The sequence below is a fragment of the Bowmanella dokdonensis genome (genome assembly GCF_017254865.1).
GTDB classification, from domain to species: domain Bacteria; phylum Pseudomonadota; class Gammaproteobacteria; order Enterobacterales; family Alteromonadaceae; genus Bowmanella; species Bowmanella dokdonensis.
Genome location: NZ_JAFKCV010000002.1, coordinates 379,963 through 406,046, shown reverse-complemented (window position 1 = coordinate 406,046; position 26,084 = coordinate 379,963). Strand labels below are relative to the sequence as shown.

The following is a 26,084-nucleotide window of genomic DNA, read 5'->3' as shown; positions in this document are numbered from 1 at the left end:
ACGATTAAATGATGATGTTTCAACTGGATCCCAGACTGCAGCAGGACTGTTTTGTCATTGCGCAGTTGCCTTTGTGCTCGGTGCTGCTGATGAACGACTGCCATTACCCCTGGACCATTCTGGTGCCAAGGGTGAAGGGCGTCAGGGAGATTATCGATCTGGATGAATCCAGCCAGCAACGTCTCTGGCGTGAATCGGCCTTACTCAGCCGGGTCATGCAAAGCCGTTACCAGCCGTACAAGCTGAATATTGCTGCACTAGGCAATGTTGTGGCGCAACTGCATCTGCACCATATCGCCCGTTTCGAGAACGATCTGGCCTGGCCGGCGCCGGTCTGGGGTAAAGTACCGGCAACAGCGTATCCCCCACAAAGGCAGGATGAAGAGTGCTTTGCCTTACAACAACTTATTGAGGAAATGTCATGATAGTCAGTACCACCCATCATCTGGACGGCAAGGAAGTAGAGGCTTATCTGGGGGTCGTAGTCGGTGAAGCCGTAATGGGCGCCAACTTGTTTTCTGATATTTTCGCTTCTATCCGCGACATAGTCGGGGGACGGTCTGGCGCCTATGAGGAAGAGCTGACCCGGGCCCGCAAAATCGCCTTTGGTGAACTGGAAAATGAGGCACGCATGCTAGGCGCCAACGCCGTGCTGGCCGTGGATATTGACTATCAGGTGGTGGGCAGCAAGGGGAGCATGCTGATGGTCAGCATCAGTGGCACGGCGGTGCGTTACCGGGGGTGATTTTAGAGCACTCGGTGCTCTAGGGCGTGTTTATCTTTCATATTGTTCTCTGTTGAGAGCTAAAAATCCCTCAATCAAGGCGCGAGTAACGCCGTTTAGCCATCTAAACAAGTTGGGAGCAACGCAGAGTGAGGGATTTTTAGCTCTCAACCCTTCGGGCTGGGTTCATTTTTCCGTCCAGCGGCGTTATCAGTCGCTTATTTAGGCCCACTAAACCGCACTCCTTCTTCCTTGCTGGGCAAAAAAATGACCTCCAGCAGAGCGTCAATATGAAAGATAAGCACGCCCTAGTAGTCGTCGTCGTCCCAGTTCTCATTGTCATAGCCCTGGTCTTGTCCGGGTTTCTTATCCTTCAGGGAGGGCATTTTGGTGTTGGCGCTGTGCTTGAGCAGCATCAGATTGCCCACGACCAGGCCCAGCGCCAGGGCAACAATACCTATGATTATCCAGTTCATTAACTAATTCCCGGTTTGGTTCAGACTGAGGGTAACCGAATATACCGTTGGTAGATCCCGGACAGCCTCTCCAGAACCAACTGCTTGCCCAGGATATCGGCTTGCCTGATCACTTCGGTCAGTACCGACAGGCTAAGTTGAGTTTCAAAGGTTAGGGCGCTCTCCCGGTGGCTCACATGCCAGGGTTCAACAGCTACTCCGCCATAGTATTGGTCATAAGGACGAAAGAAGCCATATCGGCTGGCGTGCTGTTTCAGCCAGGTTGCCAGGCCATAGCAGGGACCTCCTGGCTGGTACTCTGCTGCCACCAGTTCAAATACATGGCCCTGTCTTTTGACTTGTTCGGCGTCGAACAGATCCATATCCGTGCCCCAATGATGACGGCTTGCGCCTGGCAGGGCTGACCAGGTCAGGATAGCGGCCAGCTTTTCTTCGTCGTTTAACTCTTCTGTGGGCAATGGCAGGCCGGCTTTATCCAGGATGGGTCGCTTGCCCTGCCATTTTTCATTCCAGATGGTCAGTTGCCGGTCAAAAGAACGATAACTGCTGACCAGCGCGAGATCGATTCCTGCATTCCGGGCGGCCTGCTGCATACGAATAAAGTCTTCCGCCACTTGTTCCAACAACCTGTGGCCGTCGCCGACTTCAACCAGCAGACTGTCATCCTGCCCGGTGAGCTGGGCCGCGCTCAGCATAGCAGCCTGGCGAGAATGGCTTGATAGGTGTCAGCGAGCTTGTACAAATCATCGATTTTCACGCACTCGTTGACCTTATGGATAGTTGCGTTGACCGGACCAAGCTCAATGACCTGAGCGCCGGTGGGGGCGATAAAGCGGCCATCGGAGGTGCCACCGGCGGTGGAAAGCTCGGTGCGTCTGCCGCAGACCGTTTCGATGGCAGTCCGGGTCGCTTCCACTAATTCGCCGCTGTCTGTCAAAAAGGGTTGTCCGTTGAAGGTCCAGTCCAGGTCATAATCCAGTTGGTGTCTGTCAAGGATCTGCCGGGTTTTCTCAATCAGTTGCCTATCCGTCAGTTCGGTGGAAAACCGAAAATTAAACTGTACCGATAAGGTTCCCGGGATCACGTTGCCGGCCCCTGTCCCTGCGCTGATATTGGAAATCTGAAAACTGGTTGGCGGAAAATACGTGTTGCCATTGTCCCATTTTATTGCCGCCAGCTCGGCCAGGGCCGGGGCGGCCTCATGCACCGGGTTTCTGGCCAGATGCGGGTAGGCCACATGGCCCTGGATCCCTTTGACGGTCAGGTGGCCTGTGAGGGACCCCCGTCGGCCGTTCTTGACCACGTCGCCCACTTCGCTGGTACTGGACGGTTCGCCCACCAGACACCAGGTCATCTTTTCATTGCGGGCTTCGAGGGTATCCACCACCCGGGTGGTGCCGTTAATAAAGGGGCCCTCCTCGTCACTGGTGATCAGAAAGGCGATGGAGCCGTCATGGTGGGGATGTTTATCGATAAAGTTGCGGGTAGCCACCAGCATAGCGGCGAGGCTGCCTTTCATGTCGGCTGCGCCACGGCCATAGAGGTAACCGTCTTTTTCCGTGGCTTTGAACGGTGGGGTGTGCCACTGGTTCAACGGACCGGCCGGTACTACATCGGTATGTCCGGCGAAGCAGAACAGGGGCCCATTTTTACCTTTGCGGGCCCACATGTTCTGGGTATCTTCAAAGGGCAACATTTCGATGTCAAAGCCTAGGGGCCGCAGAAACTCCGCCATCAGGGTCTGACAACCGGCATCATTGGGAGTCACAGAGTCTCTGTTGATAAGGGCTTTGGCCAGAGCCAGCACGTCATTTTGCATCGAACAGACTCTCGTAGTGATCAGCCTTAAAACCAAGATGATATTGCCCCTGATGTTCAAGCAGAGGGCGTTTAATCATGGCCGGGTATTGGCACATCAGCAAGATAGCCTTGTCCTGATCCAAAGCGGCTTTTTGCTCGTCGGCAAGCTGGCGAAAAGTGGTGCCGCGGGTGTTCAGCAGTAATTGCCAGTCTATCCTTTGCGCGACCTCTTGCAGCCAGCGTTTGTCCAGTCCCTGCTGACGGTAATCATGGAACTCATAAGGGATCTGTCTGGTTTCCAGCCAGTGGCGGGCTTTTTTGATAGTGTCACAGTTTTTGATGCCGTACAGGGTGGTCATATCTCACGCGGTATCTGGTTCGGAGGGCTGGTTAGCTTAATTCAGCGACCGGAAAAATCAAAGGACTGGGTTTAAAAATGCAACGTCATGCAGGGGTCTTCACCTGCCATGACTTTGAAACAATGGGCCTGGATGGCCTGAAGCTTCTTTAACTGTGGTATGAGTACCAGACAGAGGGGAGAGATGGCTCGCTCCCGCAGCAGGGTCAGATCAAACTCCAGCAGAAGCTGGCCGCTCTCAATCTTGTCGCCTGGCTGGCAATGCAGCCTGAAACCCTGGGTCATCAGTTTGTGACTGTCCAGGCCCACCTGTAAAAGAAGGTCCAGGCCCTGGCGACTTCTAAGCCGGATTTGCTCCCGGGTGGGACTGATACTGCTTACCCTACCTTCAAAAGGGGCTAACAGTTTGTATCCGCTAGGGGCTATGCCTACTCCCAGCCCCATTAAACCACTGGAGTATAAAGGGCTTTCCAATTGGTGCAGGGTCATAACCGTGCCACTGACAGGAGACAGCAGGGAAAGCTTAACTTTGGAGGACTCCGGCGCAGTGAGCACCACCAGGTTGGGGTTTGGCAGCACCCTAGCCGGTTACCTTGTAACCGTCTTTGAGCAGGGCGTCTTTAGCCTTTGCCAGATCGTCCTTTTTAACCAGAAAGTAATCTGTTTCAAAGGTGGACACTACAAAAATGCTGACCCTGGCCGCTGCCAGTACCGAGCCGATGCGGGCCATAATGCCTACCATGGACAGTTGCAGCGGGCCTAACACTTCCAGTACCCGCCAGTCGGGATCGGACATATCCGATTCGACCTGCACGGTGTCGGGAACCACAATGGACAGTTCATCCCTGGTCTTACCGATAAAGTAAAGGCTCGATTGCAGTACGGCAGAAGGTAACTCGTTATCCACCGGCAGACTATAGATGGTGAAAGTTTCCGGTAAGATAGCGAGGGTCTGTTTGGGCATGAAACGTCCTGTCCTGAAAAGTAGACTCAATTGTGCGCAAGGGGACAGATCAACGCAAGCAGAAGGTTATCCACGATATCTGTGGATAACCTTGTTGAGTTCTCTTTATAAGGTGGATAACTTACTGTTTTAAAATGATTAATTTTCTCTGGTGGGATTTTCTACAGTGCCGGAATTATCAACAGTGCTAGACTGAAACCTGATCAATTTGCGGAGACAACGGATGGATAAGACAACGATTGGCCAGGTATTGTGGCAGGATCTGACCGTGGAGCATGCCGATCAGGTCAAAGACTTCTATACCGCGGTAGTGGGGTGGCAGGTAAAACCTGTCGATATGGGGGGGTACGATGATTTCAGCATGCGAAACCCGCAAACGGGCAAGGATCTGGCCGGTATCTGTCATGCAAGAGGGACCAATGCCGATTTGCCTGCCCAGTGGCTATTGTACTTTGCGGTTGAGAATCTGGAACAGTCCACTCAGGAAGTGGTGAAACGGGGCGGCAAGTGCCTGACCGAAGTCAAGTCATACGGCCAGAGCCGATATCGGGTCATTCAGGACCCGGCCGGCGCAGTGTGTGCGTTGTTTGAGCAGAACTGAGACTGTGCCTGATTTGCGCATCCGGTTATACTGAGCGCCTTGGCCGTTTTCGGGAAGTTATGTATTCATGCTGGAGTTGTATGCCGGACCGACGGCACTAAAGGAAATTCAGCAACAGGGTTTGCATCAGGGATTGTTCGATTATCTGTTAGGGGCGTCAGGGGGACCCAAATGGTTCGTGCTGGCCGGACTGGACAGAGTGATTTTCCCTGAGTTTTTTGCGCACCGCACGCGGCCCCTTCAGGCCATTGGCTCATCGGCTGGGGCCTTTCGTTTTGCCTGTTTTGCCCAGAAAAATCCCCTCGCTGCCAGCAATCGACTGGCCGAGCGCTATTCGCAAACCGTCTATTCTGAACGCCCCGATACTGCCGAAATCAGTGAGAAAGGCAGGGCCTTGCTCGACTACGTACTGGGTCAGTCCGGGATAGAAGAAATTATCCACAACTCCCGTATTAAAGTGCATTTTATTGTGGCCCGGTGTCGCGGTCTCACAGCCCTGGAACCCAGGCCCCTGCAGATGGCAGGCCTGCTGGCCAGCGCAGGCGCCAATTTGTTCAGGCGCCGGTTGCTGTCGGGTTTCTACCAGCGCTACGCCTTCGGCACACCGGGCAGCGGTTTGCAGATAACCGATCCCCATGGGATGCCTTGTTTGCATGTCGATCTCAGTGAACAGAATCTTAAAGCGGCGCTGATGGCTTCAGGTTCCATTCCTGTGGTTCTGGAAGGAGTACGGGATATCCCAGGCGCGCCGCCCGGTATGTACCGGGATGGCGGCATCATCGACTACCACTTTGACTTGTCCTTCGGCCCTGAGCCGGGACTGGTACTTTATCCGCATTTTTTTCCCCGTCCGACACCCGGTTGGTTCGACAAATCCCTCAAATTCCGTCGCCCCAGGTTAGCCAGCTATGACAAAGTTCTGATGGTGGTCCCCTCGGCGGAATTTGTCGCCTCACTGCCGTTTGGCAAAATTCCGGATCGCAGGGATTTTGAGACCATGTCACCGCAGCAGCGTATTCCTTACTGGCAGAAAGTACTGTCCGAGTCTGATCGTCTGGGCGAGACTTTTATGCAACTGGTAGAGCAGCGGGACATTGCCCACCTGATCACGCCCATAGAGTTTGCCCGTTAATTCCGGTTTCCATTGTCTGTCACATGAAGCTCACCCCGGTACATCTGCATCTGGCAATGGAAGGCATAGGTACCCGGCGCCAGGGGCGGCAACTGCACTGTTACCGGCTTGTCCAGGGGTAAGGTTTCACTCAGATCGAGGCCGGGAAACACCACCTGCTCGGCACAGGGAGAGGCATCCTCTCGTTTAAACACCAGTGAAGCGGCGGCACCCGCCTTCAGGGTTAACCGGGCAGGTTGGTAGCTGCCGTCTTTCACCAGCACTTGCACCGGTTCATCTCCTACTGCCTGACTCTGCCCCTTATACAGCCAGAACCACCAGATAATCAGCGCGATCAACAGCAAGCCGATAAGGTTGATGAGCATCATGATCTGTCTCCTTGTCCCAGGTTGAACCACCGCAGACGGTTGGCGTTGCTTACCACCGTCAACGAAGAGAAAGCCATGGCTGCGCCGGCGATCACCGGGCTTAGCAGCAAACCAAAAAAGGGATACAGAATACCGGCGGCCACCGGAATACCGGCCACGTTGTAGATAAAGGCACCAAACAGGTTTTGTTTGATATTGCTAAGGGTCGCTTTACTCACGGCCACGGCGTCGGCCAGTCCATGCAATGAACCGCGCATCAGGGTGATATCAGCGCTTTCTATCGCCACATCCGTACCGGTACCGATGGCAAAACCGACGTCAGCTTTGGCCAGGGCAGGGGCATCGTTAATGCCATCCCCGGTCATCCCTACCACGGCGCCGGATTGCTGCAAGGAGGCTATTTTCGCGGCCTTATCCTCTGGCAGCACCTCGGCGATAAACTCTTCAATGCCAACCTGCGCGGCAATGGCTTTGGCGGTGGCCTGATTATCACCGGTCAGCATCACCAATCGAATACCCAATTTTTGCAGGCGTTTAATCGCCGATAGTGAATCAGTCTTGATGGGGTCGGCCACGGCGATAATCGCCATCAATTTTCCGTCTTTGGCAAAGTACATGGGGGTTTTTGCCTGTTCGGCTAATTGCTGGGCCTTTTCTTTTGCGTTGCCAAGCTCAACGCCTTTTTCCTGCATCAGCTTCAGATTGCCAAAGGATAGTCGCTGACCAGACAACTCTGCTTCGACGCCCTGTCCGGTAATGGCATTGAATCCCTGGACCTTGGATACCTTAATGCCTCTGTCATTAGCCGATTCAACAATCGCCAGCGCCAACGGGTGTTCCGAGCCAGCTTCGAGGCTGGCCACCTGCTGCAATACCTGATGCTCATCGGTGGCATTGATCAGCACAATATCCGTGACTTTGGGCTTGCCTTCTGTCACCGTGCCGGTTTTGTCCAGCACCATTACATCAATGCTGGAAGCCAGTTGCAGCGCTTCACCATTTCGGATCAGCACCCCTGCCTCTGCGGCTTTGCCAACCCCCACCATCACCGACATGGGGGTGGCCAGACCCAACGCACAGGGACAGGCGATAATCAGCACCGTCGTGGCGGCAATGACCGCATAGGCCACACTGGGATCAGGCCCAAAGTTGAGCCAGACAAGTGCACTGACAATGGCAATAATCATCACCACGGGTACAAAATAGGCCGCGATGGCATCGGCCATTCTGCCGATGGGCGGTTTGGCATTTTGTGCCCGTTTGACCATCTGGATAATCTGCGCCAGGGCCGTGTCCTTGCCCACCCGGGTGGCTTTAAACAGCAAACTGCCACTTTTATTCAGGGTACCGGCCACCACGGCATCACCTGCGGACTTGACCACTGGCATCGGTTCGCCGGTGAGCATGGATTCGTCAATGCTGGAGTGGCCCTCCAGCACTTCACCGTCCACCGGGATTTTTTCGCCGGGACGGACCCGCAATATCTGGCCTTTTTGTACTTGCTCAATGGGAATATCCCGCTCGTTGTCGCCTTCTATCAGCCTGGCGGTTTTGGCTTGCAGCCCGATCAGGCGTTTGATGGCCTGGGAGGTTTTGCCCCTGGCTTTAATCTCCAGTGCCAGGCCCAGATCAATCAGTCCGATGATCATGGCCGTGGCCTCGAAATACACATGACGAGCCAATTGCGGTAACCACTCAGGAAACAGCACCACCACCATGGAATACAGCCAGGCGGTGCCGGTGCCAAGGGCGATCAGGGTATCCATATTGGCATTGTGATTAAGCAGGGATTTCCAGGCACCAATAAAAAAGTGCTTACCCGAGATAATCATCACTGCCAGGGTTACCAACCCCACCGCCAGCCAGGCAAAGCGCTGGCTGTCATTGTGGATGGACATGTCGCCACCGAGCAGACCGTAGAGCATCAATGGAATGCCTAATCCCAATGCCACAGTGGTATGGCGAAGCAGGGTTTTGTAGTACTGCCAGTCGGCTTTTTCCTTCTCGTCGAGCAAATCGGCTGCGGCTGTGTCTTCGGCCGTTTTTGCCTGATAACCGGCTTTTTCCACCGCCGCAATTAACAGGTCGGCACTGGCGCTGCCTGTCACCTGAACCGATCGATCGGCAAAGTTCATCTGCGCCTGTTCGACACCCGGCACCGCTTTAAGCGCCGTTTCGATTTTACTGACGCAACTGGCACAGCTGGCACCTTCTACAAGCAGAATGTGGTCAGAAGTCGGCTGGGTATCGGCGTGCCCGGCATCGGACTGTGCAGACGATGCGCGTTTAGTGCCGGGCTGATTTACAGCGCAGGCTTCTTCAGTCGTAAGGTGCTGCGCTTTGGCCTGCTTGTGACAGGTTTGGGGGGCGATGCTGGCTTCTTCCTTTGACTCGACTGAATGACAACAAGCGCCGCTTTTGCCAGGTGCCGCCTTATCATCCTTGTCGTGTGCCATCTTCTGGGGTGCCGATGTGTTGCGGCAATGGGATGTTTTGCTGTTCATACTGTCTCTTTGCTGGAAAAGTGAAAACCCTCAATCAGATGGCAAATCATCTGCCCGGTAGGAGGCCGATCAGGCAGTTCAGCCCAGGCTGCTCTGGCCGCTTTCATTTGCTTCAACATTTGCTGCATATCGGCCAGACGTCGCTCCATCTGCACAAGGTGCTGGTCAATCAACTCTCTGGCATGGGGGCAGGGGCTCTGTCCCGTGTCGGCATCGGCCAGCAGTTGTTTGATATCGTCAAGGGAGAAGCCCAGTCCCCTGGCGCTTAAGATAAAGCGCAGCCGCTTAACATCTTGCTTGCTAAAATGTTTGTAGCCGTTTTCCGCCCCCCGCTCAGGGCTGATAAGGCCAATTCGCACATAGTATCTGACGGTATCGCGGCTGATATTCAGCGTTTGGGCTAGTTGTGCCACCTGCATTGTTGTTCACCTCTGACAGTGAGTCTAACGACCAGCCTAGCATGGTGCTGACTGGGGCCATTGATTAGGATCAATCACACTATAAAGGTGTGAGTCGCTCACAGGTCAAGGATAGTTTTATCATTCAACTTATTGAGCCTGAATACAGATTATGAAAGTACCGGGGTTCAGTCAGAAGGGATACAGAAGCGGTGAAACCAGGACAAAAATTACAGTTTGGCCACTGAAGTTGAAAATATCGTAACGTCAGCCCGGACAGTGAAATGGATCGTAAAATATTGATATATATCATATTTTGGCAGTATAGGTTCGAACCACCGATATTTAGACCGGGATACAGCGGAGGTGCTTGCGCCAGCTTGACTTGAAATTCAGGAAAATATTTTTAAGAGAAGTGGTGCGTCCGAGTAGACTCGAACTACCGACCCCCACCATGTCAAGGTGGTGCTCTAACCAACTGAGCTACGGACGCACATATAAGATATCGAGGTTTCCAAAGGGCCGGGCGGCTCAACCGGAAACGGCGCGTATAATAGCGATGCAAAGATAGCGGCGCAAGCGCTTTTTCCCGCTAATGGTCCGAATGAATACTAATTGCGCAGTCTAGCGACTCAGTTTCCGATTCAGCAGGTAGCGGTCAAACCGTCTGGCGCCTGTTTGCATGATTTTCTGGCAGTGTTTCAGGTAACGGCGGGCAAGGGGAAAATCCACGCTTAGCAGCATCAGACCTGCCAGCAGAAACAAGATGGAGCCGGGCAGAATAGACAACACCACACTGAAGATAGCCAACAGGGTTCCAAGGACAATGCGTACTGTTTTCAAGGTGAAGTCCTCTGATGAGTTCAGATTGAGTATAAACGACCTGTCTGTGGGCAACAGGAAGGTATTGTTACAATTCATTGCCTGAATGCCTGCCTGACCATAGAGGCGTTGGAATGGCGGAACTCGCATATTCAGTTGGTTTGGGTATACTAGCGGTCCTTTTCCACCAGCCCCCTTAAGTGATGTTACCGCTAGTCGATGCCAATGCTTCTTTGCAACAAGCCTATCTGGATTATCTCAATGCCCTGAAGGCGTCGTCGTTCAGTGGCGACATTGAAACCAGTTATGCCAGTCGTTTGGCGGTGGCCACCGATAACTCTGTGTATCAGAAGCTGCCCCAGGCGGTCATTTTCCCCCGCTCAGTAGAGGACTTGTCGCTGATCGGCCAGCTAGCCAATCAGCATAATGAGGTGCGTTTTTCTGCCCGGGGTGGGGGGACCGGCACCAATGGTCAGTCCCTGACTGACGGGCTGGTGGTGGATCTGTCGCGGCATATGAACCAGATTCTGGACTTTAATGCCAAGGAGCACTGGGTAAAGGTCCAGGCGGGGGTCGTGAAGGATCAACTGAACGATTTTCTGCGTCCCCATGGCTACTTCTTTGCGCCGGATCTGTCCACCAGCAACCGGGCCACCATAGGCGGTATGATTAACACCGATGCCTCGGGACAGGGGTCGCTGGTGTACGGTAAAACCAGTGATCATGTGCTCGCTCTGCGCTCGGTACTGGTCGACGGCACGCTGTTAGAGTCCGCACCACTGGATACTGAAAAAGCCCGGGCGCTGGCTTCCGAGTCGTCGTCGATTGGCAAGGTTGTCGGCCAGGTATTGCGCAGTTGCGAGCAGAAGCGCGAGCAGATCCTGGCTAAGTTTCCCCGCCTGAACCGTTTCCTGACCGGTTATGATCTTGAGCATGTGTTCGATGAGTCCATGCAGCATTTTGATCTCAGTCGTATTATTACCGGCTCTGAGGGCTCTTTGGCCTTTGTGGCCGAAGCCAAGATCAATGTCACGCCTATTGCTCCCTACAAGTGCCTGATCAACGTGAAATATGACTCTTTCGAGTCGGCCCTGCGTCATGCCCCTGCCATGGTGGCCGCCCGGGCCACTTCGGTGGAAACAGTGGATAGCAAGGTGTTAAACCTGGCCCGCCAGGACATTGTCTGGCATTCGGTCAGTGGCCTGATAGAGGATGTGCCCGGCAAAGACCTGCAAGGGCTGAACATGGTGGAGTACAACGCCGAAGCCCCAGAAGATATGGAAGAAAAAATAGCCACTCTGACTCGGATGCTGGAGCAGTCCATCTCCAGTCAGGAACATGGGGTGATTGGCTACCAGCTTTCTTATGACACGACGGAAATCGGCAAGATTTACGCCATGCGTAAAAAAGCCGTCGGTCTGCTGGGCAAGAGCAAAAGTAGCCAAAAGCCGGTGGCCTTTGCCGAAGATACCGCCGTACCGCCGGAGAAGCTGGCCGACTTTATTATGGAATTTCGCGCCCTGCTCGACGGTAAGGGTTTGCAGTACGGCATGTTCGGCCATGTGGATGCCGGTGTGTTGCATGTCCGCCCTGCACTGGATCTGTGTGATCCTGCCCAGGAAGCCCTGATGCAGGAGATATCAGACCAGGTGGTGGCGCTGGTGGCCAAATACGGTGGCCTGATGTGGGGGGAGCACGGCAAGGGCTATCGCAGTGAATACGGTCCGGCATTTTTTGGTGAAGAGCTCTTTACCGAATTGCGAAAGATCAAAGCCGCTTTTGATCCCCTTAACAAGATGAACCCGGGTAAAATCTGTACACCACTGGACTCAACCGAAGCCCTGGTCAAAGTGTCAGACACCAAGCGGGGGGCATATGACAGGCAAATTCCCGTCTCTATCAGACAAAGTTTTGAGCCCGCTATGAACTGCAATGGCAATGGCCTGTGTTTCAACTATGACGCCCAGTCGCCCATGTGCCCTTCCAGCAAGATTACCCGTGACCGGCGTCACAGTCCCAAGGGCAGGGCAGGACTGATGCGCGAATGGCTGCGATTGTTGTCCAACCAGGGGGTAGATATTCAAAAGCTGGAATCCAGTCCTGTCCGTGCCGGAATCTGGCAGAAGTGGCGCAACGGTCGTGCTCCCGGTAACCAGGCGGATTACTCCCATCAGGTTAAAGAAGCCATGGACGGCTGTCTGGCCTGTAAAGCCTGCGCCAGCCAGTGCCCGGTCAATGTGGACGTGCCAGGTTTCCGGGCCAGATTTTTGAATCTCTATTACAGCCGTTATGCCCGCCCGCTTAAGGATTATCTGGTTGGCAATATAGAAAAAATGGCACCCAGGCTGGCTCTGGCTCCCAAACTGATCAACCGGATAATGGGGCTGCCGCTGGTGGAGAGCATACTGCGCAACCAAATCGGTTATGTGGATCCCCCAATGTTGTCTGCACCCACACTCAGACAACGCCTGGATCGGCAGACAGTGGAGTTTGACTTTGAAGCCCTTCGCAATCTGTCCCAGGAAGAGCGAGGCCGCCACATCCTCATTGTCCAGGATCCTTTTACCAGTTTTTACGAAGCCGGTCTGATTGTCGATCTGGTTGAACTGAGCAGAAAACTGGGTTTTAAGCCAATCCTGCTGCCGTTCAAACCTAATGGCAAACCACAGCACGTGAAAGGTTTTTTGCGGGAGTTTGCCGCTACGGCCAGAAGTTCGGCGGATTTTCTGAATGAGGTCGCTGAGCTGGATATTCCGATGGTGGGCGTGGATGCCTCACTGGTTCTTTGTTACCGGGATGAATATACCAAGACCCTGGGTAGTAACCGGGGGCGCTTTACCGTGCTGCTGGTCCATGAATGGCTGCAACAACTCGAATTGCCCAGGGTAAGTGACAACAAGAGGGGGCAAGCATTTGCCCTGTTTGCCCATTGCACTGAAAAGACTGCTCTTCCAGCATCGGAAAAGCAGTGGCAGACACTCTTTGATGGCATGGGCGTTAGTCTCTCCCCTGTTGCGGTGGGGTGTTGCGGCATGGCGGGCACCTATGGTCATGAAACCGTGCATCTGGACAACTCCAGGGGCATTTTTGAATTGAGCTGGCAGCAAGCCATCTCCCGATTCCAGCCTGAGCAGATTCTGGCGACCGGCTATTCCTGTCGCAGCCAGACCGCGAGGTTTGCCGGCTTCAAGCCCAAACATCCGCTTCAGGCAATGTTAGCGTTGTTGGAGGAAAAATAATAATGACAGAGCAAGCCAAGAATATGACCCAGGAACAGGTGGCTGAGTGGGTCAGGGCTCAACTGCAAAAGAGCAGCCAGTTTCTGGCCGAAAAGGGCATAGTGGTGGAAACGGTCAAAATGGAAGAGAGCCGTTACCTGGCGCCCTGGGTGACCATATGGAAAGTGAAAAGCCGGGACGGTAAATATTACTGGGCAGTGTCCGGTGACATGCCTTCCGATGTATTACCCCTGTCTGCAGCCAAAGATCCCAGAGCGGTACTGCGCCATTTGTCATTGAACTGGCAGATGAAAGCAGATGACCTGCAACAGAGCATGCCTAATGACCCGACTCAGCAGGAATTTGCCAAATTGCTTATTACCAAGGCGCATTTGCTTTACGATATCAGTGAGCAGGATGAAGTCTGGAAACATGGCTGAAAAACTGCACCGGGCAGCCCGTTCCGGGCGCCCTAGTGAGTAAACTCCACTTTGGGGAGTGAAAACTGTTTGATAGAACAGGACATCCTCTGACGAGGAATACCGGCATCCATGTAGACAGCTCCGACAGGACGAAATCCTTGTTGTTGGTAGTAATTTACACCTTCCAACTCGCACTGTACTGAGACGGTTTGCATGCCCTGCTGTTCTGCAATCGCCAGCAGGGCGGCAAATAACTGCTGATAAACTTCTGGTTTACGGCAACTGTTCAACACGGCTATCCGGCCAATTTCCCCTTCGGGGGTGAGGCGGCCCGTGGCGATTTCCGCGCCTGCTTCATCCAGCAGCAGGATGTGGTAGGCGGCGGTGTCCTGGCGGTCAAACTCCACTTCTTTTGGAATCCGCCATTCGTAAACAAATACCTTTTCTCTCAGCTTTGTGAGTTTGTCTTTGGCGCTCGTCCAGTCGACGTTTTTGATGATTAACGCCATCTGACCAGCCTCCAGATTGTCCGCCACATCATTGTGACGTACTTTTAGTCTATTTCCTGGTTGAAAAATAATCAATCCCTGGCGTTTACCGACAGAAAAGGACAGAAGTTCAGGCTGACTTTGCCTGGGTAAGGCTGGCAACTTCTCCTTTGAGCCAATAAACTTGGTACTCTCCCATGCCGCGGATGGGGATGCGGCCACGTGGCTCAAAGGTAAATGCATGGCGACAAAGCCGATACGTAAACTCCGAGACCTGAATTCTGTTACTCTGCCCCTGACTTTCCATTCGTGAAGCCAGATTGACGCTGTCTCCCCATAGATCATAACTGAATTTGTTCTTGCCTATCACTCCTGCCACCAATTCACCGCTGTTCAGACCTATTCTCAGTCCGTTCTGTATGCCGTGCTGATGACTGATCTTCTCGAAGGCCTTAAGCATGTCCAACGCGCACTGACAAGCCCTGACGGCGTGATCCAGGCTGGCCACCGGTACCCCAGACACGGCCATATACTCGTCACCATTGGTCTTGATTTTTTCCAGCCGGTGAAGCTTAAGAAGCCGATCAAACTCGCTATACAAAGCGTTCAGGTAGGTGACCAGTTCAATGGGCGAACGGTGACAACTGATCCCGCTGAAGCCTTCGATATCGGTAAACAGGACGGTGGCATTGGCAAAATAGTCGGCGACGGGTTTGTCTGACAGTTTAAGTCTTTCTGCTATGGGACGAGGCAATATATTCAACAACAGGCTTTCGGATCGAAGTCGCTCTCGTGAAACCTGTGACCAGCTACAGGCGTGATCACGATGGATGAAATACACGCAGGGTATACAGGCCAGAGCAATGCCCGTAATAGTAAACTGGCGAATGACTTGCTGATAGTCGCTGCCGGGTTGAATAAAGGGGCTCAGCGCCAGGTACTCCAGCAGCAGGAACAAGGTCAGGTACATACCCATGGCCAACCAGAGGCGCCACCTCTCATCCAGGGAATACAGAAACGGGCTGATGAAGATGCCCTGAATAAAGTACCAGTGGATGGCGCTGCCATAACCAATATAGAGGCTGGACAGGCTGATATAGCTGGCAAAACAGATTAGCAGAAGCCGACGGGCAAAGATCTGATAACCGAGGGCACTACACAAGGGGATCAGAGTGCACAGCAGAGCATGAAACAAAAGCGACAAGGCCTGCAAATCGCCACCCTGTTGCCAGAAAGCAAGGTGTAAAGGCAGATGTACCAACAAGACCAGAAACACCAGCAGTGATATCAGATTGGTCAATCTGGCGGGACTGACATTTGCCAGGGTGTCGCGACGGATCCCCGCCCACACCCAGGTACGTAGAAATGCACTTATCATGGCAAGCTCCTTCTGGCCTGCAACATCCGTTATTGGGGACAGCACAAATCATGGTGATAAAGATGTCTGCCTGAATGGCATAAAGAAAAACGCCCGGTAAACCGGGCGTAGAGAAGTATAGTTGGCGACATTCAGCCTGTCAGTTTTTCCACCAGTTCAATGGCCTGGCCGATATAACCTGCCGGGGTCAGCCTCTTCAGATCATCTTTGACGGCCTGGGGTAATGCCAACCCCTCAATAAACGCTGCCATCATTTGCTGATTTACCCGTTTTCCCCGGGTCAGTTCCTTGAGTTTTTCGTAGGGTTTCTCGATGCCGTAGCGGCGCATCACGGTCTGGATGGGTTCCGCCAGCAATTCCCAGTTGCTGTCCAGTTCGTCCAGCAGGCTCTTCTCATTCACTTCCAGCTTGCTGATCCCTTTCAAACTGGCCTGATAGGCGATAAGGGAATAACCCATGCCGACGCCGAGGTTCCTTAAGACTGTGCTGTCTGTCAGATCCCGTTGCCAACGGGATACCGGCAGCTTCGCGGCCAAGTGGGCAAAAATCGCATTGGCCAGACCCAGGTTGCCCTCTGAGTTTTCAAAATCGATGGGATTTACCTTATGAGGCATGGTGGATGAACCAATCTCTCCGGCTACTGTTTTCTGCTTGAAATGCCCCAGCGCGATATACCCCCAGAGATCCCGGTCAAAATCAATCAATATGGTGTTAAAACGGGCAATAGCGTCGAACAGCTCGGCAATGTAGTCATGGGGCTCTATTTGCGTAGTATAGGGATTCCACTTGATGCCTAAACTGGTGACAAAACGTTGGGAGATGTCCTGCCAGTCGAGATCCGGATAGGCGGACAAATGGGCGTTGTAATTTCCGACTGCACCATTCAGCTTTCCAAGCAATTCCACATTGGCTATCTGTTGACGCTGTCTTTCCAGCCGCACCATCACATTGGCCATTTCCTTACCCATGGTGGTGGGAGAGGCGGGTTGACCATGGGTGCGTGCCATCATCGGGATGGCTTTGTACTCTATGGCAAGACGGCGTAATTCACTCACCAGCTTGTTGCAGTAAGGGAGGATCACAGCCTCCCTGGCATCCTTGAGCATCAACGCATGGGACAGATTGTTGATATCCTCTGAGGTGCAGGCGAAATGGATAAACTCACTGACGGCATGCAATTCGGCATTGTCGGCGACTTTCTCTTTTAGGAAATACTCCACAGCCTTAACGTCATGGTTGGTAGTGCGCTCGATGTCCTTGACCCGGGCGGCGTCGACTTCACCGAAGTTGTCGACTATTGCGTCGAGCAGTGCATTTGCCTGTGCACTGAATGCCGGCACTTCGCTGATACCTTCCGTACCAGCCAGCATCTGCAGCCAGCGGACTTCCACCTGTACACGGTATTTGATCAGACCAAACTCACTGAAGATTGATCGCAATTCGAGTGTTTTGCTGCCATATCGTCCGTCTACGGGGGATATGGCAGTCAGGGCGGTAAGTTCCATGGAGACTCCTGATTAATGATTAATTCTTTGTAAGGCCGTTTCTGCGTTGCTCAGTATTTTTCTGCGACTGAACAAAATCTGCCGACGTTGACCACCTAATTGACGCCAAAGCACGGCAGCCCGGATCCCGGCCAGTAATGAAGCCCGCACTCTGTGCTGAATACTGGTCTGTTTAAGCTGAGCGGGGTCCCCAGCCACCTGGATTCTCGGGCCTATATTGCTGATGACATCGGAATAGATCCTGGCCAGGTTAGCCAGCATCGGCTCGTCTAGCAGTTCATACAGACTTTGCTGGCGCTTGATATGTTCCATGCGTTCGCCGAGTTCGGCCAGTTTGCCAGCGTTCTTCGCCAGCTTGCGCTCAAGCCCCAGCAGACTGGCAATATAACGTGTTATTTCCGCGTCTTTCGCGGCGGGTCTGTTACTCAGTTGGGCTTCAAGGGTAATATATCCCAGACGAAGACAGGACAATTGTCCAAACACGTCCAGGGTATTCTCCGGATTGGTGACCAACAGGCTCTGCATACTGGCGGAAAAAGCCTGTTCATCGGCCTTGCCCTTGCGGGCAAACTGTTGAACCAGACTGGCGGCCTGACATACTGCAGCCAGCGCCACGCTCTTGTCGAATTCTCTGTCTGTCATGGATGGCGTAATTACCTTGTTACTTGTCTTTGCTGAGGTGGTGTTGGTTTGTTTATTTGCCAGCCAGAGCGGACACGCCCCGGCTCAACGGATATAACTTTCGATAATACCCCCGCCCAGGCAGACTTCGTCCTGATAGAAGACTGCCGACTGCCCAGGGGTTACGGCTTTTTGCGGCTCGTCAAACCGCACTTCGAGCTGCCCGTCACTCATCGGTGTGATTGTGCAGGGGATGTCCGTTTGGCGATAACGGGTCTTAACCACGCAGCGCTGTGGTTGTTGAGGTCCCTGACGATCCACCCAATCCAGTTGCTTGGCAACCAGCCCCCGGGAATACAGCCGGGGATGATCGTCCCCTTGTCCGACAATTAAAACATTCCGGGATACGTCTTTGTCCACCACGTACCATGGCTGGTCACCGTATTCTTTCAGTCCACCTATATGCAGGCCCTTGCGCTGTCCCAAAGTATGATACATCAGGCCTTCATGCTCGCCGATAGGGCGTCCTTCGCTGGTTTCGATCACACCCGGCTGAGCGGGCAGGTACCGGCTGAGAAAATCTTTGAATTTACGCTCGCCGATAAAACAGATACCTGTACTGTCTTTTTTATCATGGGTAATCAGGCCCTGTTCGGCGGCGATTTCCCTGACTCTGGGTTTTTCCAGCTCGCCGATGGGAAACAGGGTATGACCAACCTGTTGCTCGCTGAGCGTATACAGGAAGTAGCTCTGATCTTTATTGTCGTCCAGGCCGCGCAGTAGATGCCAATGTCCATCATGGTAACGACGTCGTACATAATGACCTGTGGCGATGTAGTCCGCGCCAAGGTCTTCAATGGCAAACTCCAGGAACGCCTTGAATTTGATTTCCTTGTTGCACATGATATCCGGGTTGGGCGTTCGCCCGGCCTGGTATTCGGCGAGAAAATACTCGAACACATTGTCCCAATACTCGGCGGCAAAATTGATGGTACGTAATTTGATTCCGAGTTTGTCGGCCACCGCCTGTGCATCTTTCAGGTCATCTGCCGCGGCACAGTATTCGCTGTCATCGTCTTCTTCCCAATTTTTCATAAACAAGCCTTCCACCTGATAGCCCTGTTGCTTGAGCAAGTAAGCTGACACGGAGGAATCCACACCGCCGGACATACCGACAATGACTTTCAGATGGCTGTTATCTGGCATAGGAATACTGACTGAATTTGACTGACTACGATTAAAGAGCGCGAATTCTAGCAGACTTGCCGGCTGATGGCACCTGCTTAGGGCTGCTCCTACCGGATGATGGCATCTGACTTAAACGTGCAGAAAAGCGCCGCTGCCGATACCATCGATTGTCCAGTTACCGACCCGGTAACGAATTAACCTGAGGGTCGGAAAACCAATATGGGCGGTCATTCTTCTGATTTGTCGGTTACGCCCTTCGGTGATGCTGATGGACAGCCATGAGGTGGGAATGGACTGACGAAACCGCACCGGTGGATGTCTCGGCCACAGAGCCGGTTCGTCCATCAGATTTACCTTGGCCGGCAGGGTCATACCGTCCTTAAGTTCAACGCCCTGGCGCAGGGACTTCAAATCCGCCTCGGTGGGCCGACCTTCCACCTGGACCCAGTAGGTTTTGCTGGTTTTGCTTTTGGGATGGGCAAGCCGGTGCTGCAGCTTGCCGTCATTGGTGAGTACCAGCAGACCTTCACTGTCCCGATCGAGGCGACCAGCGGCATAGACTCCCGGGATCTCCACATAGTCTTTGAGCGTCTGGCGATTTTCTGCATCGGTAAATTGTGACAGTACACCAAAAGGCTTGTTAAACAGCAGCGTGATTCTTTGCATGACTTCAGAGTGGCAGGGCAGAGTGCTATCTTATTATCCATCCGCGCAGCGCTGCGTCAATCTGCCGGAGACTTTGTCGGCCATTCCTATCCTATGCTCAGGCCATGCTGTCGGACCAGTGTCGTTGAGGTCAGACCTTTACGGCTTCAGTAGAGGAAATCCTCAGACAGCACTTGTACTTGGCAGATTCGGCCATATATGATCCGCAATATTTTTGCTCAGGGTAGCGTTCCGGCAAGGGTCGATGTTCAGTGGTTATTGAGCCTAAGTTGGCTGAATAACGTTGTGAATCTGACAACGACAGGCCAGTAGCAAACCGATGCATGCCATCCTGAATTCACGTCAACCGGCTGACGTCAGCCGCCAAAACCGAGGTTTAACATGACGACGAGCAAGTCGAAGATAATCTATACCAAGACAGATGAAGCCCCCGCGTTGGCCACCTATTCGCTCCTGCCAATCATCAAGTCCTTTGCTTCGGCGGCAGATATCGAAGTTGAACTGAGCGATATTTCCCTGGCGGGGCGTATCCTGGCAACCTTCTCTGATTTTCTGACCGATGAGCAGAAAGTCCCGGACGCTCTGGCTGAATTGGGAGAAATGACACAAGATCCCGACACGAACATCATCAAATTGCCCAATATCAGTGCGTCTATCCCACAGTTAAAAGCCGCCATCAAAGAACTGCGCAGTAAAGGCTTCAAAGTTCCCGAGTATCCGGCTGAGCCTAAGACGGATGAAGAAAAGGACATCAAGGCTCGCTATGGCAAGATTCTTGGCAGTGCGGTCAATCCTGTATTGCGTGAAGGGAACTCGGATCGCCGTGCGCCGACCGCTGTGAAAAATTATGCTAAGAAGCATCCTCATTCCATGGGTGCCTGGAGTCAGGCATCCCGCACGCATGTGGCACATATGAGGGGCGGCGATTTCTATTCCCGAGAGAAGTCGGTCACAGTAGAGAAAGCTGGCCATGTCCGAATCGAATTTACCGACAAGCATGGCAAAGTGACGGTTCTGAAACCGCGGGTGGATTTGCTGGACGGCGAAGTGATTGATGGCATGTTCATGAGCAAGAAAGCCCTGTGCAAGTTCTTTGAGGATCAGATTGAAGATGCCAAGCAGACCGGTGTGCTTTTCTCGTTGCACGTTAAGGCCACCATGATGAAAGTGTCGCACCCCATAGTCTTTGGCCACTGCGTTAAAGTCTTTTACAGAGAACTATTTGAAAAATATTCAGATCTGTTTAAGGAACTGGGGGTGAATCCCAATGACGGACTGGGCAGTGTGTATGACAAGATTGCCAGCCTGCCTGAATCCCAGCGTTCCGAAATCCAGCGTGATATCAATGCCTGCTATGCCGACAGACCGGCCATCGCCATGGTTAACTCAGACAAGGGGATTTCCAATCTGCACGTGCCCAGTGACGTGATTGTGGATGCCTCCATGCCGGCAATGATCCGTAATTCGGGTCAGATGTGGGGCCCGGACGGTAAAGCCTATGACACCAAGGCTGTGATCCCGGAATCCACCTATGCCACTATCTATCAGGAAGTCATCAATTTCTGCAAGACCCATGGGGCCTTCGATCCTACTACTATGGGCACCGTACCCAATGTGGGCCTGATGGCGCAAAAAGCGGAAGAATACGGTTCACATGATAAAACCTTCGAAATGAAAGCCGATGGTACTGTGCGTATCATCGATCAGGACGACAAGGTGTTGATCGAACATCAGGTCGAGGAAGGGGATATCTGGCGTATGTGTCAGGTCAAGGACGCACCCATTCGTGACTGGGTCAAGCTGGCGGTGACCCGTTCACGTCAGTCCGGCATGCCGGCAGTCTTCTGGCTGGATGACGAACGGGCCCATGACATCCAGTTGATTAAAAAGGTCAATACCTATTTGCAGGAGCATGACACTTCCGGTCTGGATATCCAGATTATGTCGCCGGTTCGGGCCATCCGCTATACCATGGAGCGTTGTATCCGCGGACTGGATACCATTTCGGTAACAGGGAATGTGTTACGCGACTATCTGACTGATCTTTTCCCAATCCTGGAACTGGGTACCAGCGCCAAGATGTTGTCTATCGTGCCACTGATGGCAGGAGGCGGGCTGTTTGAGACCGGTGCCGGTGGCTCTGCACCCAAGCATGTGCAACAGTTTGTGGAGGAAGGACATCTGCGCTGGGACTCTCTGGGAGAATTCCTGGCGCTGGCCGTGTCTCTGGAAGATGTGGCCATAAAGCACGGCAATGCCAAGGCAAAAATACTGGCCACTACTTTGGACAAAGCCACCGAGAAGTTGCTGAACGAGAACAAGTCACCGTTGCGCCGTGCCGGTGAACTGGACAACCGGGGCAGTCATTTCTATCTGGCTATGTACTGGGCAGAGGCCCTGGCAGAACAGAAAGAAGACACAGGTTTGGCAAAAAGCTTTAAGGTGCTGGCCGAGCAGTTGAAAGCCAATGAATCTAAGATACTGGCTGAAATTGATGCCACCCAGGGCCATGCCCTGGATATCGGCGGATACTATTATCCCGATGAAGAAAAGGTCAGTCGGGCCATGTTCCCCAGCGACAGCTTCAAGAGCGTTTTGGCCAGCCTGAACTGAGTCGCCATCCTAAACCACCAAGAGCCCGGTTTCATCCGGGCTTTTTTGCAGGTAAATCTGAACAGGATTGGCATTAGCTGATACTCAGCTATCCAAAGAGGTGGGCTTTACTCCTTGACACAGGGCAGCGGAACAGTCGTAAGCGGGGATTTTATTTCCTTCAGGCGCTGCTCATTGGCTACCTTGACGCTAGGGTCTTCGGCCACCAAAGAAGAGGACGGAGTGCAGAAAATGCAGGAGCAATTGTTCTTCCTGTTCATCCTGAACATAAAAAAGCAGATGCCAGGCATCTGCTTTTTCAATACGCTTGGCTGATTACCTTTCCGGGTCGCCCGACAATTCGATGTTTTCGGCATGTAGCCCCTTGGGACCCTGTTGCACTTCAAACTTCACTTCTTGTCCCGCTTTCAGAGAGCGATAGCCCTCCATTTGAATAGTCGAATAATGAGCGAATACATCTTCACCGCCATCTTCGGGTACAATAAACCCGAACCCTTTAGCGTTGTTGAACCATTTTACCTTGCCAACTGCCATACTTCTGATTCCTCTTAATCCCTTGAACTGTCCTGATTTAATCCCCACAATGCTATTAAAGGAAGGATTAGGGTTGCCGCTTTTGCCAGCACCCTAAAAAATGTAGATATTTTAACCTGTTTATGTCAAGGCCAATTTCTACATTTCATGAAAAAGTCAAAAATCCAGTGATGGATTTAATCAAGAGCGGCTATTATTTCTCTATGAGCAAAGACGGCATCATTAGTCACGATAAGCAGCTGGAAGCGGTCAAGCGCAAAGTTCAACCCCCGCCCATGTACAAGGTGCTGCTGAACAATGATGATTACACGCCAATGGACTTCGTGGTCGAGGTGCTGATGCGCTTTTTCAGCATGAATGCGGAAAAGGCAAATCAGCTGATGTTGACGATTCACTATCAGGGTAAGGCAGTGTGTGGCATCTTTACTGCAGAAGTTGCCGAAACCAAAGTGATGCAGGTCAATCAGTACTCCAGGAAACATCAGCACCCGTTGATGTGTTCGATGGAGCAGGCCTGAAAGGGCGTGAGTAGTATGAGGGTCGAGTATGTTGAATAAAGACTTAGAGCAGACATTGAATCAGGCGTTTATTTTCGCACGCGAGCATCGTCATGAATTTATGACGGTGGAGCATTTGCTCTTGGCACTACTCGATAATAAGGCTGCCAGAGAGGCGCTCAAAGCCTGTGGCGCCAATATTGATTCCATCAAGTCAGAACTGACCGATTTTGTTAAAGACACCACCCCCCTGATTCTGGATGGCCCGGATTCGGACCGTGAAACCCAGCCTACGCTGGGTTTCCAGCGTGTCCTGCAGAGGGCGGTTTTCCATGTTCAGTCCTCTGGAAAAGACGAAGTGACCGGCGCCAATGTGCTGGTGGCGATATTCAGCGAGCAGGAATCCCAGGCTGTCTACATCCTCAAAAAAGCAGACGTGACGCGTCTGGATGTGGTTAATTTTATTTCCCACGGGGTCACCAAATCCGAAGAGGATCGTCCGCCTCAGACGGAAAGGGAAGATGAAAGCGTCGAAGTGGAAGAGGGGACATCCACTCTGGAGAAGTATTCGTCCAACCTGAATCTGTTGGTCAAAGAAGGCAAGGTGGACCCGCTCATTGGACGCGATCTGGAGCTGGAACGGACCATACAGATCTTATGCCGCCGTCGTAAAAACAACCCGTTACTGGTGGGTGAAGCCGGGGTGGGGAAAACCGCTATTGCTGAAGGTCTGGCTTATCGTATCGTCAGTAAGGAAGTGCCTGAAGTCATCGCCCAGGCAACGGTCTATTCCCTGGATCTCGGGGGCCTTTTGGCAGGGACCAAATACCGTGGTGATTTTGAGAAACGCCTCAAATCCATCCTCCACGAGCTGGAAAAGGACGAACATGCCATCCTTTTCATTGACGAGATCCACACCATCATTGGCGCTGGAGCGGCCTCCGGGGGTGTCATGGATGCCTCCAACCTGCTTAAACCCAAGCTCTCCAGTGGTGAGCTGCGTTGTATCGGTTCCACCACCTATCAGGAATACCAGGGTATCTTTGAGAAAGATCGCGCATTGGCTCGTCGTTTCCAGAAAATTGATGTGACCGAACCCAGCGTGGAAGATACCACCAAAATCCTTATGGGCCTTAAGTCACGCTATGAGAAGCATCATGGTGTGCGCTATACCCATAAAGCGGTGCGGGCCGCTGCCGAATTGTCCGCCAAGTACATCAACGAACGGCATCTCCCTGACAAAGCCATTGACGTCATCGACGAGGCTGGGGCCAGCCAACGTTTGTTGCCTGTTTCACGACGTAAGAAAACCATTGGCGTGATGGAGATTGAACACATTATTGCCAAGATGGCCAGAATTCCTGAGAAATCCGTGTCCGCTTCGGATAAGGAAGTGCTCAAGAACCTGGATCGCAACCTGAAAATGGTGGTGTTCGGCCAGGATGATGCCATTCAGACACTGACCAATGCTATCCGGCTGTCACGCTCAGGCCTGGGCAATGAAACCAAGCCTATCGGCAGTTTCCTGTTTGCCGGCCCCACCGGGGTGGGTAAGACAGAAGTCACCCAGCAGCTGGCCAAGATCATGGGCGTGGAGCTGGTCCGTTTTGACATGTCCGAATACATGGAGCGTCATGCCGTGAGCCGTCTTATTGGCGCCCCTCCCGGCTATGTGGGTTTCGATCAGGGCGGTATGTTGACAGACGCCGTGATCAAGCATCCGTATTCGGTTGTTCTGCTGGACGAGATAGAGAAAGCGCATAGCGATATCTACAATATACTGTTGCAGGTCATGGATCATGGCACCCTGACGGATAACAACGGTCGTAAGGTTGATTTTCGTAATGTAGTGGTCGTCATGACGACTAACGCCGGTGTACAGGAAACAGTGCGCAAGTCCATCGGCTTCAAACAGCAGGATCATAGTCATGATGCGCTGGCCGAAATTAATCGTATTTTCAGCCCTGAATTCCGTAACCGGCTGGACGGCATCATCTGGTTCAATCATTTGGAAGCCGATGTGATTTTGCAGGTGGTGGACAAGTTTATTGTCGAACTGCAGGTACAACTGGATGCCAAAGGGGTTTCCCTTGAGGTGACCTCGGCAGCCCGGGCATGGTTGGCAGAGAAGGGCTATGACAAGTCTATGGGGGCAAGGCCCATGGCGCGTGTGATTCAAGAACACATCAAGAAGGAGCTGGCCAATCAGCTTCTGTTTGGTGAATTGTCGGATGGCGGCAGCGTCAAGATAGACATGAAGGACGACAAACTGTTATTCGATTACAGTATCAGCAGCAGCAAGGCGGAAGCCTGAGAGTGACTGAAAGCAAAAAGGCCCGTCATTCGGGCCTTTTTTGTGTCCGCGGACAGGGTATTAGCGCGCGCGGTACACGATACGACCTTTGGTCAGGTCATAGGGCGTCATTTCTACCGTGACTTTGTCACCGGTGAGGATACGGATATAGTTTTTACGCATTTTGCCAGAGATATGCGCAGTCACCACGTGACCGTTTTCCAATTCAACACGAAACATAGTATTTGGAAGGGTATCCAGTACCGTGCCTTCCATTTCAATACAATCTTCTTTCGCCATCTAAAAAAATTACCTTTGTTGATATCTGTTTAATCCGGTTTAAAGTGGGTAACCGGATTGCGATAAAACGCTTCAATTCTCTGTCACTTCTTAAAATGCTATCTCAGGCCTATTAATATCTGATTGATATTTATGAAAACTTTTCCGCCGTCTGCGGCAAGGCCTGACCCCAGAGAAACGCCGCGCAGATTTTGCCCAATATTCCCCCCACTGT

Annotated in this window: 27 protein-coding genes and 1 tRNA gene; 9 read left to right on the top strand and 19 right to left on the bottom strand. The window is 52.7% G+C overall.

Going from position 1 to position 26,084, the window contains the following annotated elements; all coding sequences use genetic code 11:
• Positions 1–11: 11 nt before the first annotated feature.
• Both J0A66_RS05065 and J0A66_RS05060 read left to right on the top strand, forming a co-directional pair.
• Positions 12–425 carry an HIT domain-containing protein gene (locus J0A66_RS05065; protein WP_206572847.1) on the top strand — a complete coding sequence of 138 codons (414 nt, stop codon included), beginning with the start codon at positions 12–14 and terminating at the stop codon, positions 423–425.
• Positions 422–745 (top strand): heavy metal-binding domain-containing protein, encoded by a 324-nt coding sequence (locus tag J0A66_RS05060; RefSeq protein ID WP_206572692.1) that lies wholly within the window; start codon positions 422–424, stop codon positions 743–745. Before J0A66_RS05065 ends, J0A66_RS05060 begins: the two co-directional genes overlap by 4 nt.
• 287 nt (positions 746–1,032) lie before the next feature.
• Here J0A66_RS05060 and J0A66_RS05055 read toward each other — a convergent pair whose 3' ends face one another.
• The 6 genes from J0A66_RS05055 to J0A66_RS05030 form a co-directional block, all read right to left on the bottom strand.
• Entirely contained in the window at positions 1,033–1,200 is a 168-nt protein-coding gene (locus J0A66_RS05055; RefSeq protein ID WP_206572691.1) for a DUF2897 family protein, read from the bottom strand.
• A 20-nt stretch (positions 1,201–1,220) separates the two neighbouring features.
• On the bottom strand, positions 1,221–1,895 hold the full coding sequence (locus J0A66_RS05050; RefSeq protein WP_206572690.1) for a M15 family metallopeptidase: 675 nt from the start codon (positions 1,893–1,895) through the stop codon (positions 1,221–1,223).
• Complete coding sequence (dapE, locus tag J0A66_RS05045) at positions 1,889–3,019, bottom strand: succinyl-diaminopimelate desuccinylase (RefSeq protein ID WP_206572689.1); 1,131 nt, start codon at positions 3,017–3,019, stop codon at positions 1,889–1,891. The genes J0A66_RS05050 and dapE overlap by 7 nt, the downstream gene beginning before the upstream one ends.
• Complete coding sequence (locus J0A66_RS05040) at positions 3,009–3,359, bottom strand: ArsC family reductase (RefSeq protein WP_206572688.1); 351 nt, start codon at positions 3,357–3,359, stop codon at positions 3,009–3,011. The genes dapE and J0A66_RS05040 overlap by 11 nt, the downstream gene beginning before the upstream one ends.
• Before the next feature lie 71 nt (positions 3,360–3,430).
• Positions 3,431–3,937, bottom strand: coding sequence for a PTS glucose transporter subunit IIA (locus J0A66_RS05035; RefSeq protein WP_206572687.1), 507 nt, complete (start codon positions 3,935–3,937; stop codon positions 3,431–3,433).
• Position 3,938: 1 nt separating this feature from the next.
• Positions 3,939–4,322, bottom strand: a complete 384-nt coding sequence (locus J0A66_RS05030; RefSeq protein WP_206572686.1) for an ACT domain-containing protein — start codon at positions 4,320–4,322, stop codon at positions 3,939–3,941.
• Between the two features lie 223 nt (positions 4,323–4,545).
• On the opposite strand from J0A66_RS05030, the gene J0A66_RS05025 reads away from it, so the two are divergent.
• A complete protein-coding gene (locus J0A66_RS05025) occupies positions 4,546–4,923 on the top strand; it encodes a VOC family protein (protein WP_206572685.1) in 378 nt (125 codons plus the stop codon).
• Positions 4,924–4,990: 67 nt separating this feature from the next.
• Positions 4,991–6,055, top strand: a complete 1,065-nt coding sequence (locus tag J0A66_RS05020) for a patatin-like phospholipase domain-containing protein (RefSeq protein WP_206572684.1) — start codon at positions 4,991–4,993, stop codon at positions 6,053–6,055.
• Here J0A66_RS05020 and J0A66_RS05015 read toward each other — a convergent pair.
• The 5 genes from J0A66_RS05015 to J0A66_RS04995 form a co-directional block, all read right to left on the bottom strand.
• Entirely contained in the window at positions 6,052–6,423 is a 372-nt protein-coding gene (locus J0A66_RS05015) for a cupredoxin domain-containing protein (protein ID WP_206572683.1), read from the bottom strand. The two genes, J0A66_RS05020 and J0A66_RS05015, sit on opposite strands and share 4 nt — an antisense overlap.
• A complete protein-coding gene (locus J0A66_RS05010) occupies positions 6,420–8,927 on the bottom strand; it encodes a heavy metal translocating P-type ATPase (protein WP_241264020.1) in 2,508 nt (835 codons plus the stop codon). The genes J0A66_RS05015 and J0A66_RS05010 overlap by 4 nt, the downstream gene beginning before the upstream one ends.
• Complete coding sequence (locus tag J0A66_RS05005) at positions 8,924–9,346, bottom strand: MerR family DNA-binding protein (RefSeq protein WP_206572682.1); 423 nt, start codon at positions 9,344–9,346, stop codon at positions 8,924–8,926. Before J0A66_RS05005 ends, J0A66_RS05010 begins: the two co-directional genes overlap by 4 nt.
• A 395-nt stretch (positions 9,347–9,741) precedes the next feature.
• Positions 9,742–9,818: transfer RNA gene (locus tag J0A66_RS05000), tRNA-Val, on the bottom strand.
• A gap of 131 nt (positions 9,819–9,949) precedes the next feature.
• Complete coding sequence (locus J0A66_RS04995; protein ID WP_206572681.1) at positions 9,950–10,168, bottom strand: tellurium resistance protein TerC; 219 nt, start codon at positions 10,166–10,168, stop codon at positions 9,950–9,952.
• Between the two features lie 182 nt (positions 10,169–10,350).
• Here J0A66_RS04995 and ydiJ point away from each other — a divergent pair, with 182 nt between their 5' ends.
• Positions 10,351–13,386, top strand: a complete 3,036-nt coding sequence (gene ydiJ, locus J0A66_RS04990) for a D-2-hydroxyglutarate dehydrogenase YdiJ (RefSeq protein ID WP_206572845.1) — start codon at positions 10,351–10,353, stop codon at positions 13,384–13,386.
• A 2-nt stretch (positions 13,387–13,388) separates the two neighbouring features.
• Positions 13,389–13,805 (top strand): DUF4826 family protein, encoded by a 417-nt coding sequence (locus J0A66_RS04985; protein ID WP_206572680.1) that lies wholly within the window; start codon positions 13,389–13,391, stop codon positions 13,803–13,805.
• 32 nt (positions 13,806–13,837) lie between these two features.
• On the opposite strand, the gene J0A66_RS04980 is transcribed toward J0A66_RS04985, so the two are convergent.
• From J0A66_RS04980 to J0A66_RS04955, 6 genes are all read right to left on the bottom strand, one after another.
• Positions 13,838–14,371 carry a GNAT family N-acetyltransferase gene (locus J0A66_RS04980; RefSeq protein WP_241264019.1) on the bottom strand — a complete coding sequence of 178 codons (534 nt, stop codon included), beginning with the start codon at positions 14,369–14,371 and terminating at the stop codon, positions 13,838–13,840.
• 34 nt (positions 14,372–14,405) lie between these two features.
• A complete protein-coding gene (locus J0A66_RS04975) occupies positions 14,406–15,653 on the bottom strand; it encodes an adenylate/guanylate cyclase domain-containing protein (RefSeq protein WP_206572679.1) in 1,248 nt (415 codons plus the stop codon).
• Positions 15,654–15,784: 131 nt separating this feature from the next.
• Positions 15,785–17,158 (bottom strand): adenylosuccinate lyase, encoded by a 1,374-nt coding sequence (purB, locus tag J0A66_RS04970; RefSeq protein ID WP_206572678.1) that lies wholly within the window; start codon positions 17,156–17,158, stop codon positions 15,785–15,787.
• A 12-nt stretch (positions 17,159–17,170) separates the two neighbouring features.
• Positions 17,171–17,800, bottom strand: coding sequence for a high frequency lysogenization protein HflD (hflD, locus tag J0A66_RS04965; RefSeq protein ID WP_206572677.1), 630 nt, complete (start codon positions 17,798–17,800; stop codon positions 17,171–17,173).
• Positions 17,801–17,884: 84 nt separating this feature from the next.
• A complete protein-coding gene (gene mnmA, locus J0A66_RS04960) occupies positions 17,885–18,985 on the bottom strand; it encodes a tRNA 2-thiouridine(34) synthase MnmA (RefSeq protein WP_206572676.1) in 1,101 nt (366 codons plus the stop codon).
• Between the two features lie 111 nt (positions 18,986–19,096).
• On the bottom strand, positions 19,097–19,633 hold the full coding sequence (locus J0A66_RS04955; protein ID WP_206572675.1) for an rRNA large subunit pseudouridine synthase E: 537 nt from the start codon (positions 19,631–19,633) through the stop codon (positions 19,097–19,099).
• Between the two features lie 381 nt (positions 19,634–20,014).
• Here J0A66_RS04955 and J0A66_RS04950 point away from each other — a divergent pair, with 381 nt between their 5' ends.
• The gene (locus tag J0A66_RS04950; RefSeq protein ID WP_206572674.1) at positions 20,015–22,246 is read left to right on the top strand and encodes an NADP-dependent isocitrate dehydrogenase; all 2,232 of its coding nucleotides are present in this window, start codon (positions 20,015–20,017) and stop codon (positions 22,244–22,246) included.
• Positions 22,247–22,561: 315 nt separating this feature from the next.
• Here the strand turns inward: J0A66_RS04950 and cspD are convergent, their stop codons facing one another.
• Positions 22,562–22,780: a cold shock domain-containing protein CspD gene (gene cspD / locus J0A66_RS04945; protein WP_206572673.1), complete on the bottom strand. Its 219-nt coding sequence runs from the start codon at positions 22,778–22,780 to the stop codon at positions 22,562–22,564.
• 203 nt (positions 22,781–22,983) lie between these two features.
• On the opposite strand from cspD, the gene clpS reads away from it, so the two are divergent.
• Both clpS and clpA read left to right on the top strand, forming a co-directional pair.
• Entirely contained in the window at positions 22,984–23,298 is a 315-nt protein-coding gene (gene clpS / locus J0A66_RS04940) for an ATP-dependent Clp protease adapter ClpS (protein WP_206572843.1), read from the top strand.
• A gap of 28 nt (positions 23,299–23,326) precedes the next feature.
• Positions 23,327–25,591 (top strand): ATP-dependent Clp protease ATP-binding subunit ClpA, encoded by a 2,265-nt coding sequence (gene clpA, locus J0A66_RS04935; protein ID WP_206572672.1) that lies wholly within the window; start codon positions 23,327–23,329, stop codon positions 25,589–25,591.
• Positions 25,592–25,651: 60 nt separating this feature from the next.
• Here clpA and infA read toward each other — a convergent pair whose 3' ends face one another.
• Positions 25,652–25,870: a translation initiation factor IF-1 gene (infA, locus tag J0A66_RS04930; protein WP_014949333.1), complete on the bottom strand. Its 219-nt coding sequence runs from the start codon at positions 25,868–25,870 to the stop codon at positions 25,652–25,654.
• Positions 25,871–26,084: the final 214 nt, after the last annotated feature.